We start from the raw sequence: 13,872 nt of genomic DNA on the forward strand, positions 1-13,872 counted from the left end.
TGGTGAATTTTGTGAAATATTTTAAATTTCTTACCGTAGTCACACTGGCGGCAACCATCGCATTTTTTTCGCTGTATTCCGTCCATTTGCCAACAGCCACACCCGCTGGGAGCGACAAAGTCGCTCACTTCACGGCCTATCTAGTATTGGTGCTTACCGCAGCCATCTTGCGGCCTAAGTCGATCGCCTTTTATACGGTAAGCGCAATTCTCTATGGCACCTTGATCGAACTCATTCAGCCCACATTCAGTCGCCAAAATGAACTCTTGGATTTCGTCGCAAATTCACTTGGCGCGATAAGCGGCGGCGCTATCGGGGTTACGGTGACACGCTATGTCCGACACAGAACTCAGGCGTCGTAGTAGCCCTTGCCATAGGTCGAATACGCGCCGTAGTTCCCACCATAGCCATAGCGCTTCATGCCCCTAGGATTGATCTGCGCCAATACCAGACCTGCAATATTCAAATTCACCGCCCGCAGTTCATTCAATCCGGCAATTACCTGGCTTTTCTGGGTGGAATCCCACTTCACGCTATAAATGATCGCGTCGCAGTGCTGGCCGATGACCCGCGCATCAGGCACCACAAGAACCGGAGGCGTATCGATGATGACAAAGTCATAGGCCTTGCGTACTTCCTCAACAAATTCCGCAAATTTCTTAGAAGAGAACACATCAGCTGCGTTGTTCGTGCTTTTCTCACCAATCAAGACATCTGCGCCCAATCGATCGCTATGGAACACGGCGTCCGCCAATGGAACAGAGCCGGAAATCACGGATACGATACCATGCTCACCCGCGTCCTGCTTAAAGTATTCATCCAAGGTACGACGCCGGATGTCCCCTTCTACAAGCAGCACTTTCTTGCCAAGGCCCGACAGGTTTTGTGCCAAGGACACAGATTGCGTGGTCTTCCCTTCGCCCGGAACAGTCGATGTCGACATGATCACCGTGGGCTGTTGATCTACGTCAGACAATAGGATTGAGGTGCGGAGATTCCTGACAGCCTCGACCGCCGCCGATGTTGGCTTGTCCTTAATATAGCCGATCATGTCGGCACGGGCGGCAACGGGGAACAATGGAATTTGGCCAATAACAGTGATGCCCGTTGCGTCCTGCAACTCTTCGGCAGAACGGTATCCATTCTGCCGCATTTCACGCAGCAAAACCAAGCCGATACCTAGCATCGCACCCAGAACCAGACTCAAAGCCGCAATCATCGACGATCGAGGTGCGACCTTCTCGCCCGGAATCGCCATCGAAAGGACACGCGCGTCTGCCGTTTGAATACCTTGCTGGATGGTCGTCTCTCTCAAGCGCGTCAGAAAGGTTTCATAGAGGATCGAGATGGTATCCAGCTCACGACGCATTTGCTGAAGCTCCGATAGCTTCTCTGCTTGTTCCGTAACACGTCCCTCCATTGCGGCAATGGAATTCTCGAGCGCCGTAACTTGAGTCTGCGCACGCGTTACATCTGTGCGAGCTCTGGAAACCAGCGCGCTCACGCGCGCTTCAAAGGCGCTGCCCTCTGCCCACAGCTGATCCGTCACCCCAGATCGACTAAGCCGGTCCAATGCGGGGTCTTTGGTGATGTCCAACACCATGTCTGTTTGTTGAGCCGCAACCGCATTCTGCAACTGCGCAAAATTCGCAACGACTTGAGACGCGTCATTTTCTTCGCCAATCAACCGCTCACGCAATTCGCGCACCTGACGGTTCATAAGCTCAAGACCTTCGGCATTCACAAAATCCGCCGCTGCAGATTGCTCCTTTAAGGCATCATCCCGCGTCTGAAGCTCTTCTTCGAGCTCAACCACGCGCGCAGACAGCCAGGTCACAGCCTGATCCATCGTATCAAATTTCACACGCACCTGATCTTCGAGATAGATCTCTGCGATCGTATTAGCGATCAACTGCGATTTTTCCGCAGAATTGCTGGTGACGTTCAGCGTGATCACAAAAGTATCGCGCTTGACGCTCGCGCTTAAGCGTTCGCCAAGAGCTTTGACCGCGCTATTGCGAATCTCGGCATCCGTCGGCTGCACGTCCACGACACCACGCCAGTCATTTATCAGATTGAAGAACCCACCAACGGAAACAGGTGACACGGGCGTCAGGCTTGCATTGAACTCTGGATCACTTGTCAGGTCCAATTCCGCAACCACACGCTCCAGCAAGCCACGCGAGCGCAGGACTTCGAGCTCTGTGTTCAAGGCCTCATCTTCCGATGACAGCCCGGGAACGACAGCTTCGATATCGATCACGCTCGGGTCGTTGCTCTGCACGGTCAGCGTGGTTGATGACGTGTAACGCTCTTCTGCCACTTCAACCGCGTAATAGACACCGAACGCTAGTGTCATCAGGGCAACGGCAAGGATCAGAAATTTGCCGCGCCACAGTGTACCCAGCAAAGCCAGCAGATCGATTTCGTCGTCATCGATACGGTCCATTGACCCAATCAATCCGGTGTTGCGCGATTCATTTCTAACCAACAACGTTTAGAACTCCAACTTCACTCGGCACTAAATACATCGAACTGCATTTTTTTGAAATCAGAATTCAAAGCGCCACAATAATACTTTTGGTTGAGTTACCCTCGTATTTGACAGAACTCAACCTCGGTTTTTTGAATGATCGCCGCAGTTAACTTCCCTGTGGCATACGCGCCTGTATCAACAGCAATGCGGCCATTTTGAACAGTAGGGATTTGCACAATTGTATGCCCATGAGCGACCCAAATGCCATCCTGTCGCCCAATATGTTCAAATTTCGGATGACCCCACATTAGAGTGTTTTCGTCCTGGGCAGTTATCGGATGTTCTGGATGCGCAGCAGCGTGCACAACGCTTAGATTGCCATTGATATGCATCAGCGGCAGGTATTGCATCCAGTGCACCATGTCGTCGCCCATGGCTTCCAAAACTTCATCCCGTAGAGCGCGTAACTGATCCACTGGCGTCGTGCAGCCAAAGCTCGCCACCGTTTGCAACCCACCATAGCGCAACCACCGAGCGCCCTTCTCTTCGGGGTTCTCAAGAAAATCGAGCATCATCTGTTCATGATTGCCCTTCAGACAAACAGCATCAGGCATGTCCATCAGCAACCTCAGCACCTCGGCGCTGTTTTCACCGCGGTCGACATAGTCACCAACGAACACCAATTCGGCGTCTGGTGCGAGTCCCTGGATTTTGGTCAGCAATCCCTGTGTCAGCTCGTAGCATCCATGAAGATCTCCGATGATCGCAATGGGACGCTCCACCGCCAAAGGAGGCATTTCAACCCGTACCGGCTCTGCTCTCTCTTGCGCTTTGCGACCTTGAAACAGCCGATTAAATAGTCCCGCCATAAGCGCCGCTTTAGTCCGTCTTTAGTCCACGCTCACATCTGCCCGCCCAACCGAGGCATAGACCCGGAACTTGGCTTGTTTGGCTTCTTTCGCACTATAGACATTGCGAAAGTCGGCAAACACCGGATCTGACATTTTGCGAACAATCTTCTTCAGGTTCAGCGCCCTAAACTCGTTCCATTCTGTAAGCAGAACAAGCAAGTGCGCACTCCCAGCAGCTTTATAGGGATCATCGACCCAAGTCACCCCAGGAAGCAGGTTTTCGCCTTCGCGACGCCCTTCAGGGTCACAGACCTTAACCTTGGCCCCTGCCCCAACCAGCGCTGGGACGATCGTTAGCGCGGGCGCATCCCTCATATCGTCTGTTTCCGGCTTGAACGTCACGCCAAGCACGCCAATCGTTTTGTCTTTGAATGAGCCATCACACAGGTCCAACAGGCGATCCAGCAGCCGTTGTTTCACCACTTCGTTGACAGAAATCACCGTCTCAGTGATTTGCATCGGCACGGCGTTTTCCTGACCGATCCGCGCCAGGGCTTTGGTGTCCTTTGGAAAACACGACCCGCCATAGCCCGGCCCCGCGTGCAGAAACTTGTTCCCGATGCGCCCGTCTAGCCCCATGCCGCGGGCGACTTCTTTGACGTCGGCCCCTACCCTTTCGCAAAGCGCGGCCATCTCGTTGATGAACGTCACTTTGGTCGCAAGAAAAGCGTTCGCTGCGTATTTAATCAGCTCGGCGCTCTCGAGGTCGGTCACAACCACAGGGAACTCACGCAAGTACAATGGGCGATAGATCTCGCGCATGACCTCTTCGGCGCGAGAATTTTGGACGCCGACAACCACACGATCCGGGTTCATGAAATCCTTGATCGCGGCCCCTTCGCGCAGGAACTCGGGGTTAGACGCCACCTCGAACACCAAGTCGCGGTTGGCTTTACGAATCGTTTGCTTGACCTGACGGTTGGTGCCAACGGGCACGGTGGATTTCGTCACCACCACAATCCCATCGGGAGCAAGATGTGCGATCTCTTCGGCTGCGGCCATCACATAGGACAGATCAGCGTGCCCGTCTCCGCGACGCGTGGGCGTGCCCACAGCGATGAAAACAGCGTCGGCCTCCTGCAGAGCATCCCCAAGATCCATCGAAAAGCTCAGTCGACCTGCAGCAATGTTCTTGGCCAGCAGATCCTGCAGTCCGGGCTCATAAATCGGCACTTCCCCGCGGGTAAGGCTGTCTATTTTTGCAGGGTCTTTATCGACGCAAATCACCTCGTGCCCGAAATCTGAAAAACAGACACCTGACACCAGGCCGACATAACCTGCCCCAATCATGACAATCTTCATCTAAGCCGCCCTACCCTTTGAAATCGTAAATACATGAAATAAAACACATTTATAGACCTTATCCGCGGATAAGATCATGCCAGACCATCCACCAGCGACGCAATCGCCGCTTCCAGCTTGCGCCGGTCGATCGCACTGAAATCCCGATCCACTTTGATTTCAAGCCGCCCAACAGCGGCGGTGCATTTGACTTGCCCGGCACTGGAGCGGATGTGGAATGTGGTTTTGGGCTTCGCCCCCCTGCCCTTCTCTTTCGGCTTGGCCACGGGCGTTTCCGCGTCGGCGAGGTTGTCGACATCTGCGAGACCCGCGTGGCGGCGCAACACGTCGAGCTCGTCTTTGATCGAGCGGTTGTCCCACCCCTTGAGGTCTTTCTTTATGCGGCCCGCGATCTCGGGGTTCTCTTTCATCTCGCGTGCCAGTGTCACACCCAAGGCTCGGGGGATTTCGGTGGGGTAGTTCAACACGCCTTCCAGACGCTCCAGCAGCATGGCGAATGACCGGATGTAGCTGCGCTTGGAATAGGCCGCGGACTGGAACAGAGCCGCCACGGCGCTGCTCAGGTCGTTCGCCTCGGTCGCGGGGTCTGCTGCATAGTTCTGTGCGGCGTGGGCCATCTCGGCAAAGGACAGGTCTTTGCGGATGACGTTTTCATCCACCATGCGGCGGTAGAGGCCTGCGATGTCGGTCTCGCCGGGCAGGATGAGGGCTGGGATTGTGGCGTAGCTCCCCTGCCCCTCTGCGGCCTCAGCGAGCGTCTTATAGGCGCTCAGGCGGCGGAAGCCCTGCACCAGCTCATAGCCGGTGCCATCGGGGCGTTCAAAGACGCGGATGGGGTTGGAGAGGCCGAGGTCGCGGATACTGGTCACAAGGCTCTCAAGCTCCAGATCTTCCCCGGGGATACGGTCGCGCACGAGCATATAGGTGTGCACATCCTCCAGCGGGATTTCACGCACCACATGACCCGCTTCGCGCAGGGCGACGAACTCATGGGCGAGCGCATCGTTTTCCTCGCGGATCGCCTCGGCGGCGGATTTGCGCGCGGTGAGCGCTTCGGCATTCTCGGTGATCGCGGCGGCCATAGGGCTGCGGCCGGGCTTTTTGGTTTCGGGTTTGGAGGCCGCCTTGAGAGGCTCTGCGCCCGCCTCAACTGGCATGTCGATCTCAAACATTCTGCGTTTGCGGGTCATGCATCAGCTCCTTCTCCGGCCTTAACCTTATCCGCGGATAAGGTATCGCCACTCATCTCTGCCTCCATGGCCTCCCAATGCGGCAGCATCGTTGTTTTCATTTCCGCATAGGCCCTATCGAAACTCGCCCGCGCACGGCGCCAGGTTTCGCGGGTCATATCACGGTAGTCCATTTCATAAATCGAGCTGAGGAAGCGTCCGGATTGTTCCACCGCCCGGGTCATCTCGATCGGGTGCTCGCAAAGCGTATCCTCGAAAACCCTACCAAAGGCTTCAAACATAGCGCGGTGCAGATCATTGCCGGGCTCGTAGCGGGTCAGCAGGAAACGGATGTCGCGAAAGACCTTGGGCAGCTCAGCCTTATCCGCGGATAAGGTTCCTTCGAACCCATGGGCGAGGTCTTCGAGTGCTTCCGACAGCTGGCCGATGAAAGAGGTTGTGGAGTCATATTCCCAGTAGCCGGGGCCAGAGGGGATGTAGAGCATGTCGGCGGCGAAGACTGCGTTCATGGATTGGTAGCCGATGGCGGGAGGGCAGTCGAAGAAGATCAGGTCCCATTGGTCTTCGGGCAGCTGGTCGAGGAAGCGCGACATGGCGGCGAAGAACGACCATTCGGGGTTCAGGTGGCGGTATTGAGCCGAGGCGAACTCGACGAAGGCCGCGTTGGCGCAAGAGGGGATCAGGTCGATGGTCGGCCAGTTGGTCGGCTGGATGAAATCCGCGACGCGCAGATCCTGAAGGCCAAGGCCAGTGATAGAGGAGGGGATTTGGCGCTGGGGAAGGGCGGTGCCACTTGCAGCCCCTCGGGGCGCGTTGTTTTGGGCCTCGGTCTCGCGGATCAGGTCACGGGCCATTATGCCCCAAACGGTGTGTTCCTCACTGACGTCGTTGAGACCCATGGAGTGGGAGAGCGTGGCTTGCGGGTCAAAGTCGACACAGAGGACGCGATAGCCATCGAGCGCAGCAGCATGTGCCATATGCAGAGCGACGGTAGACTTGCCGGCACCGCCCTTAAAGTTGGCGATGGCGGTGCGAAAGGCGCGGCCACCGGGACGCTTGGGTTGCAGTGTCTTGCCGCGGGGCTTCAGGCGGCGACGCAGCGTGTTGATCTCGTCCAGAGTAAACCAGCGCTGCCGCCCATCCGGTTCGACCTTACCCGCGGGTAAGGTGGGGTCTGAAGCGAGCTTGCCCCGGAAGGTCGACTGGTTCATGCCAAAGATCAGCTCGGACACTTCCCAGGACGAGAACCGCCGAAGGGTCTTCTCGTTCTCAGGAGAGAAGGTCTGCTGGCGGATCCAGCTCTGGAGTTTCAGCGATTTGGTCTGCAGCTCGCGCAGGTCTGTATGAGTTAACAAGAAAGCCTCGGACGTTAATTTCTGCGTTTTCCGCATTTACGCGCAATTTGCGCCATTTGTCGAGTTTGTTATTCTTAATGTAAAGTAAAGCTAACCTGATCGTCCGCGCGCCTAATAATAAGCGTATCATAGCAGGGCAGGGGGCGAATTTCGTCAAAGCGATTCGGAGCTTAGCCTTGATCTGGTGACCAAACTTAGGGGGACATGCGGATCACGTTCCCTGCATCTTGGGGGGACATCAAGACGCTTTGGGGTGACATCCTGAGCGTCCCCCAATACCAATACCATACCCATTTCTTTCGAAATTGGGTTTAGGATCAGCGACGAAAATATCGAATCCTTGACAGCTGCTGCAGTTCCAACGTTAATTTCGACAAGATCGGGAAAAGCGTTTGAACGGATGGTCAGAGCAGGACCATTTTGCTAGTCTCTCTCACAAGCAATCACGAATCGACGCATCAAAAAGACGCGCACAGGAGCAGGCCGTGCCATGGGGCATTCTGGGATCATAGAGAATATCGGCTCGTTCAATGGGCCAAGCGCGGGCGCGGCAAAATATGACGTGCTCACGGCGCTCCTGGTTATGGCCTCGCAAGGCGAAGCTGTCGAGGCCCGGTTGGCCTTAAGACTGTCTTTACTTATCACCGCTAGGTTCAATTGGCGCAAAGGTGTCTTTGCGGTCGGCCAGAAAGAACTCGCGCGCATGTGGGGTGTGACCGAGCGCACGGTCAAGCGCGAGATGGCAGAGTTGCGCGCGCGTGGCTGGATCGAGGTCGCTGTGCCTGCGGCGCGGGGCAGAGTGGCGGAGCACCGGATTATGTTTGAGACGGTGCTTGGGGAAACTATGCCGTATTGGAAGGCGGTCGGACCGGACTTTGCTGCGCGATTGACTGGAGCGCCAGAACCGGAAGGGCAGGGGGGCAATGTGGTGCCTTTGCGGCGCGAGGCACCTGTTATGCCCGAAGCTGGTTTGTGGGGCAGTGTAGCAGCTTCTTTGCGCGCGCAAGATCCGGCTATCTATGACGCTTGGTTTGCGCAATTGATCTTTGTTGATGTGGCTGACGGTGTACTGACGCTTTTGGCCCCTACGCGGTTTTTGGCGGACTACGTGGGAACACATTTCAAAGGGCGTATATTGGCCGCGGCTTTGGCAGAAGATCGGTCTGTGCGCGACGTAAAGGTCTCGGCATTTGAGCGTGGGCACTGATTGCTGCGTCAATCACCGGGTTGCATAAGGAATTTGGCGTTTCCAAAGATCAAGTCATGGTGAAACCATTGGTTCTTACTTATGGTGATACCAATGTTGTTGATTAAAGAAGTCATCACTTAATGACAAAAATTCTCATTACCGGAACGGCTGGTTTCATCGGATACCACCTTGCCAACGCATTGCTGCGTCAAGGACATGATGTGCACGGCTTTGATGGCATGACGGACTATTACGACGTCTCTCTGAAGCAAGAGCGCCACCGGATGCTGGGCGCGCATGACCGGTTCTTTAGAACCGAGGCGATGCTTGAGGATATGGAGGCGCTTGCGTCTGCGGCCAATACTTTCAAGCCTGATGTTATCGTTCACCTCGCGGCGCAGGCGGGGGTTCGCTATAGTCTTGAAAACCCTCGTGCTTATATCGACAGCAATATTGTCGGAACGTTCAACGTCATGGAAATCGCACGGCAACATGGCGTTGCGCATCTTTTAATGGCGTCAACCAGTTCTGATTATGGGGCAAACCAGGTGATGCCCTACGCCGAGACACATAAATCTGACCACCAGCTGACCATTTACGCGGCGACGAAAAAAGCCAATGAGGTGATGGCGCATTCCTATGCACATCTTTGGAATTTGCCGACCACGATGTTTCGTTTTTTCACGGTCTATGGGCCTTGGGGGCGGCCTGATATGGCCTATTTCAAGTTCACCCAGAACATACGCGACGGCGTCCCGATCGGTATTTTCAACCACGGCGACATGTTTCGGGATTTTACCTACGTAGACGATTTGGTGCGTGCCATTGCACTTTTGATTGAAACACCTCCTGTGCGGCCGCCTTCTGCGGCGCAGGTCGCTGTGGGCGATAGCTTGTCGCCGGTCGCGCCGCATCGGGTTGTGAATATCGGCAATTCAGACAAGGTGCGATTGCTGGACTTTGTGGAAGCCATTGAAGATGCCTTGGGCCAAAAAGCCATTCGCAACTACATGGACATTCAACCCGGTGATGTGCAGGCGACCTGGGCCAATGCAGATCTGTTAAAGTCATTGACCGGTTACGCTCCGCAGACGGATGTCAAAGAGGGCGTTCAGCAATTTGTTGATTGGTATCTGTCGTACTACGGGAAATAGGATTTGGGTCTGTCGCCGACGCGCGCTACACATGGCTTACAGGTCGTCAGTAAAATATTAAGGCAGGTCCATGTCGCAAATTATTCACCCAATTCTGCTCTGTGGTGGCTCGGGCACGCGGCTATGGCCGCTGTCGCGCAAGTCTTACCCCAAGCAATTCACGGATCTTGTTGGCGACGAAAGCTTGTTTCAAGCTTCTGCGCGGCGCCTGTCCGGTGACGGGTTCTTTGCGCCGGCCATCGTTACGGGTTCCGATTTCCGTTTTGTCGTGCTCGAGCAGCTCGCCGCGCTGGAAATCGTTCCAGCAGAGGTGTTGATCGAACCGTCTGCGCGCAATACTGCTGCTGCGATCTGTGCCGCAGCGATCTCTTTGGAAGCGAGAGAGACGGGCGCCCTCATGCTTGTTGCGCCATCTGATCACGTGATCCCGGATCCCGAGCGATTTCGCGATGCGGTCCAAGCCGCGACTGGTGCTGCGGAATCGGGCCAGCTGGTGACATTTGGTATCAAACCTGATCGTGCCGAAACTGGCTATGGGTGGCTTGAGCTGAGCGACCAGCCAGATGCTGAATTTTCACCGGTGCCACAACAGCTTAAAAGCTTTGTCGAAAAGCCGGATGCAGCCAAAGCCCACGCGTTGCTGGCGGGCAATATGCATCTTTGGAATGCCGGCATCTTTCTGTTTTCCACCACAACAATTCTTGACGCCTTTAGAACCCACGCGCCAGACACGCTGGCAGCTGTGAAGATGGCTTTTGACGCCGCTGCAAAAGATCTGGCCTTCACCAAGCTCGACCCCGCGGCATGGGAAGAATGCGAAGACATTTCCATCGACTACGCCGTCATGGAACGCGCGGACAATTTGACGGTCGTGCCCTATGGGGGGGCTTGGTCGGACCTTGGCGACTGGCACGCAGTCTGGCGCGAGAACGAAGGCGACGAGAGCGGGACCGTTCTGAATGGCCCAGCGACTTCGATTGACTGTTCCGATACGCTGCTGCACGCCACGTCTGAGGCGCAAGAGATAGTCGGAATTGGTCTGAAAGATATCGTCGCGGTTGCCATGCCCGACGCGGTGATGATCGCTCACAAGGACCGCGCGCAGGACGTCAAGAAAGCGGTTGCCGAGCTGAAAGCCAAGGGCGCGTCTCAGGCCGAGACTCTGCCCCGCGATTATCGCCCCTGGGGTTGGTACGAAAGCCTTGTCATCGGCACCCGCTTTCAGGTGAAACGCATCGTCGTAAACCCTGGCGCGGCCTTGTCATTGCAAAGCCACCACCATCGGTCAGAACATTGGATCGTCGTCGAAGGCACCGCTAAAGTTACCATCGACGATGAGGTCAAATTGGTGAGCGAGAATGAGTCGGTCTATATCCCTCTGGGCGCAGTTCACCGTATGGAGAACCCTGGCAAGTTACCGATGACCCTGATTGAAGTGCAAACCGGCAGCTATTTCGGTGAAGACGACATCATTCGTTATGACGACGTCTATGCGCGGGGGCAGGGCGCGAAGGGTTAGCAGCGGTCTAGAACGTGAAGCGTGAGAAGCGATAGGTAACGCCAAGTTCGATGTTGCTAGAGCGGTAACCGTCCTGTCCAAAGGTTTGGCTTGCCGCGGCGCGCAGGGCCAGATCTTCGGATAGTCCATAGTTCACCCCGAGGGCACCTCGTACAATCAAACCTTCGACATTCACCCCGCCTTGCAGCGATCCAAATACCTGAAGAGGCTTGTCTGCGCTGTACTTGCTGTTAAGGCCGATACCGGCAGTCACTTCGCCATACCCCGGAAAGGTTTTATAGGCCTCATAGGAAATGGCGCCGCGCAAGGGTACGTAAAGATAGTCACCTGCAATGAAATCAATTTGACCCGCCAACAGATTTAGCTGACCGCGATCAACGCCTGCATAAGCAGATGACAGTTTTGTCTCGTTCACGGCGCTGAATCGATAGCCCTGATAACGACCTTCTGTCGGGGTTTGACCGTCTGGTTGGGTTGACCCGAAATGTGTGTTCAATGCCAGTCCATAGGTCATATTTCGAGAGGTCCCGTCCGGGGCCATAATATAGCCCGACGTCAAAGCGATGCCGATACGATCTGACAGTTTGAATTCCGCAGACGCTTTTGGATAAACCAACAATCCAGTTCCCGTATCGATCAAAGCTGGTGCATAGCCACCTGACCCAAGGCCTAGCTGGCCATAGAGGTTGATCCGGGGGGACACGGAATAGCGCATACCCAGACCCGCGAGAACCTGATTGTAGGTCGCCAGTCCTTGATACCCGACACCGGGTGCAAAGAACCAATATGCGCGGTCGTTCATGAAATGCGTGTACTGGACATCAACTGTGCGCAGGGTACCCTTAAAGCTGCCGGTCGGGTTGATCTGATTGAAGTTGTCCAAACCGACGGACAGAATGCTGGGCGCGCGGAACTTGAAGGTGTCTTGGCCGCGCAAGCTGAAGTTTTCGCCATAGCGGCCAAATGGGCCAACCTGATGCCCGATCGGAATTTGCGCAAAGACATTTGCCTGAGTGCTGTCGATCGCCGAGTTGATGAATTTGAAATGTGAGATATTCACGCCGGCAGAAACCCGACCAAAGTCATACCCGATCCCAGCATAGCCTTTGACATAGCCGCCGGTGCCAGACAGCACGACGCTTTGTGCGGTACTGCGGCCACCGCCGCCGCCTCCGAAAGAAAGCCCGCCTGTTAAGAACATCTTGTCCGAGATCGGGACCTGCGCGTGGGCCAATCCTCCAAACGCCATAAAGCCACCGTACTCGCCCATCGCAACGGGCGCATAGCTGCCGAGGCCCAGCGACAACCAGTCATTGACAGGTGTCATGATATGATAGCCCAGCAGGTCCAAGTCGGGCAGGCCGGCTACGGACAACATTTGATAGTCAAACATCATCCACGATGGGTGGGTTTTGATTTCAACAGAGGGAAGCGCAGGCGATTCACTTGCGTCGACCTCTTGTGCGGAAACGGTCGTGCCCAAACCGCATAAAAGAGCGGCTGAGGCAAACAGAGTTCTGGCAACTTTGCGAAACGGGGTCTGACATACCGGCAACTTGAGTGCTTTGTCAGAAGACGCATAGGTTTTGTGAGGGATAGTGGTCAGAACGATCCGTTTCAAAAAACTCATTTCAAATCCACCTGCAAATTAACTCACGATCTCGGATACCATTGTTCCAGTCGTGGCTCAAACGAAAGTGGTGAAACTCATAGCTTTTGCGAGAGTTTCTGGATGCGACGGGTTAGATATTAGTCTTGCTGCGAAACCTTCCGGCATTTTCGATGCGGAATAGCAGCCGCAACGCACGATCCCGCGGGGAATCCCACACCCCCCCGTCTATTGCAGTGACGATCGAAAACAGTCTTCCACCAGTTTGTGGGTCTCGCCGCCGTATTGCCAGTCGGCAAGGGCGAGGAAGAACGTTGTGGTTTCCTCGATGCCGTCGACGAATTTCCATGTCAGGCGGTCATCTTTCAGACAGGCCGAGCGGGCCATGATTTCGTTGTTGAACGACAGGGCCTGAAAGGTGTGCACCATCTGCATCGAGAGGCTGGCGAAAGGGGATTGCAGCACCTGGGTCGCGGGGACTTTGTGGCGCTGCCACAGTTCTGAATAGTACCGATAGGACGGGTCATTGCGCGTCGCCCCGACCAGTTTGCAGCCGCGGATGTCGTCGATTTCCAGCACGTCTTTTTCCGCCAGCGGATGCGTCTTGGGCATTACGGCAACTTGCCTGACACGGGTCAGAACTTCGTTGCGGATCTGGGGGTGTTCAAGCGGGCGGGTGTGAAAGGCAAAGTCGACGTGGCTTTGGGTCAGCGAGTCGATCATGGCTGTCAGTGGGATCGAGCTGACATAGAATTTGGCTTCGGGGTGCTGCGCGTGGATTTCCGAAATCACATGCGGCAGGATTTCGTTGGTGATACTGAGCGTCGCCGTGATGCGAATGGTGTTCAGGATCTGGGTTTCGCGATAATTCAGCTGGGTCTGAAACCGGTCCAGCCGCGCCAGCAGCTCGATTGCGTCTTCGCGCAGGTTTTCGGCCCGCGCGGTGGGAAAGATCGCGCCGTTTCGGCGCACAAACAAGGGCGCGCCGACGGCCTGCTCCAGATTTTTGATCAAATGGCTGACGGCAGGCTGAGACACGCCCAGCTGCCGCGCGGCTGCAGAAATGGAGCCGGTGGACACGACGGCCGAAAACGCCTCGATATATTTGAGGCGTCGGATCCGGTTTGATTTGCGAGCGTCAGACATGGCCTATCAGTTTTCTTATGA

At 55.5% G+C, this 13,872-nt stretch carries 11 protein-coding genes; 4 read left to right on the plus strand and 7 right to left on the minus strand.

All coding sequences use genetic code 11. The features are described from left to right. Positions 1-11: 11 nt before the first annotated feature. On the plus strand, positions 12-362 hold the full coding sequence (locus tag ACEQWH_RS14365; protein ID WP_370231963.1) for a hypothetical protein: 351 nt from the start codon (positions 12-14) through the stop codon (positions 360-362). Here the strand turns inward: ACEQWH_RS14365 and ACEQWH_RS14370 are convergent. From ACEQWH_RS14370 to ACEQWH_RS14390, 5 genes are all read right to left on the minus strand, one after another. After that, positions 350-2,449, minus strand: coding sequence for a GumC family protein (locus ACEQWH_RS14370; protein ID WP_370231964.1), 2,100 nt, complete (start codon positions 2,447-2,449; stop codon positions 350-352). The genes ACEQWH_RS14365 and ACEQWH_RS14370 overlap by 13 nt on opposite strands. Positions 2,450-2,589: 140 nt before the next feature. Beyond that, on the minus strand, positions 2,590-3,345 hold the full coding sequence (locus ACEQWH_RS14375; protein ID WP_370231966.1) for a metallophosphoesterase family protein: 756 nt from the start codon (positions 3,343-3,345) through the stop codon (positions 2,590-2,592). 21 nt (positions 3,346-3,366) lie between these two features. Further along, entirely contained in the window at positions 3,367-4,689 is a 1,323-nt protein-coding gene (locus ACEQWH_RS14380) for a UDP-glucose/GDP-mannose dehydrogenase family protein (RefSeq protein ID WP_370231968.1), read from the minus strand. A 74-nt stretch (positions 4,690-4,763) separates the two neighbouring features. Continuing rightward, positions 4,764-5,879 (minus strand): ParB/RepB/Spo0J family partition protein, encoded by a 1,116-nt coding sequence (locus ACEQWH_RS14385; RefSeq protein ID WP_370231970.1) that lies wholly within the window; start codon positions 5,877-5,879, stop codon positions 4,764-4,766. Next, positions 5,876-7,234, minus strand: coding sequence for an AAA family ATPase (locus ACEQWH_RS14390; RefSeq protein ID WP_370231972.1), 1,359 nt, complete (start codon positions 7,232-7,234; stop codon positions 5,876-5,878). Before ACEQWH_RS14390 ends, ACEQWH_RS14385 begins: the two co-directional genes overlap by 4 nt. Positions 7,235-7,724: 490 nt before the next feature. Between ACEQWH_RS14390 and ACEQWH_RS14395 the strand changes: the two genes are divergently transcribed. The 3 genes from ACEQWH_RS14395 to ACEQWH_RS14405 all read left to right on the plus strand — a co-directional run bounded on the left by ACEQWH_RS14395 (position 7,725) and on the right by ACEQWH_RS14405 (position 11,096). Then, the gene (locus ACEQWH_RS14395; RefSeq protein WP_370231973.1) at positions 7,725-8,441 is read left to right on the plus strand and encodes a DnaA N-terminal domain-containing protein; all 717 of its coding nucleotides are present in this window, start codon (positions 7,725-7,727) and stop codon (positions 8,439-8,441) included. A 122-nt stretch (positions 8,442-8,563) separates the two neighbouring features. After that, positions 8,564-9,577: an NAD-dependent epimerase/dehydratase family protein gene (locus ACEQWH_RS14400; protein ID WP_370231975.1), complete on the plus strand. Its 1,014-nt coding sequence runs from the start codon at positions 8,564-8,566 to the stop codon at positions 9,575-9,577. Positions 9,578-9,647: 70 nt separating this feature from the next. After that, complete coding sequence (locus ACEQWH_RS14405; RefSeq protein WP_370231977.1) at positions 9,648-11,096, plus strand: mannose-1-phosphate guanylyltransferase/mannose-6-phosphate isomerase; 1,449 nt, start codon at positions 9,648-9,650, stop codon at positions 11,094-11,096. A 7-nt stretch (positions 11,097-11,103) separates the two neighbouring features. Here the strand turns inward: ACEQWH_RS14405 and ACEQWH_RS14410 are convergent, their stop codons facing one another. Both ACEQWH_RS14410 and ACEQWH_RS14415 read right to left on the minus strand, forming a co-directional pair. After that, positions 11,104-12,726 carry a hypothetical protein gene (locus ACEQWH_RS14410; protein WP_370231978.1) on the minus strand — a complete coding sequence of 541 codons (1,623 nt, stop codon included), beginning with the start codon at positions 12,724-12,726 and terminating at the stop codon, positions 11,104-11,106. 207 nt (positions 12,727-12,933) lie between these two features. Next, the gene (locus ACEQWH_RS14415; protein WP_370231980.1) at positions 12,934-13,851 is read right to left on the minus strand and encodes a LysR substrate-binding domain-containing protein; all 918 of its coding nucleotides are present in this window, start codon (positions 13,849-13,851) and stop codon (positions 12,934-12,936) included. Positions 13,852-13,872 lie beyond the last annotated feature (21 nt).

This window comes from Cognatishimia sp., from assembly GCF_964229375.1.
Classification (GTDB): Bacteria; Pseudomonadota; Alphaproteobacteria; order Rhodobacterales; family Rhodobacteraceae; genus Cognatishimia.

Coding starts and splice junctions, on each gene's coding strand:
- ACEQWH_RS14405 (WP_370231977.1), top strand. CDS start 9,648: ATGTCGCAAATTATTCACCCAATTCTGCTCTGTGGTGGCTCGGGCACG.
- ACEQWH_RS14395 (WP_370231973.1), top strand. CDS start 7,725: ATGGGGCATTCTGGGATCATAGAGAATATCGGCTCGTTCAATGGGCCA.
- ACEQWH_RS14400 (WP_370231975.1), top strand. CDS start 8,564: ATGACAAAAATTCTCATTACCGGAACGGCTGGTTTCATCGGATACCAC.
- ACEQWH_RS14385 (WP_370231970.1), bottom strand. CDS start 5,879: ATGACCCGCAAACGCAGAATGTTTGAGATCGACATGCCAGTTGAGGCG.
- ACEQWH_RS14410 (WP_370231978.1), bottom strand. CDS start 12,726: ATGAGTTTTTTGAAACGGATCGTTCTGACCACTATCCCTCACAAAACC.
- ACEQWH_RS14375 (WP_370231966.1), bottom strand. CDS start 3,345: ATGGCGGGACTATTTAATCGGCTGTTTCAAGGTCGCAAAGCGCAAGAG.
- ACEQWH_RS14415 (WP_370231980.1), bottom strand. CDS start 13,851: ATGTCTGACGCTCGCAAATCAAACCGGATCCGACGCCTCAAATATATC.
- ACEQWH_RS14370 (WP_370231964.1), bottom strand. CDS start 2,449: ATGGACCGTATCGATGACGACGAAATCGATCTGCTGGCTTTGCTGGGT.
- ACEQWH_RS14380 (WP_370231968.1), bottom strand. CDS start 4,689: ATGAAGATTGTCATGATTGGGGCAGGTTATGTCGGCCTGGTGTCAGGT.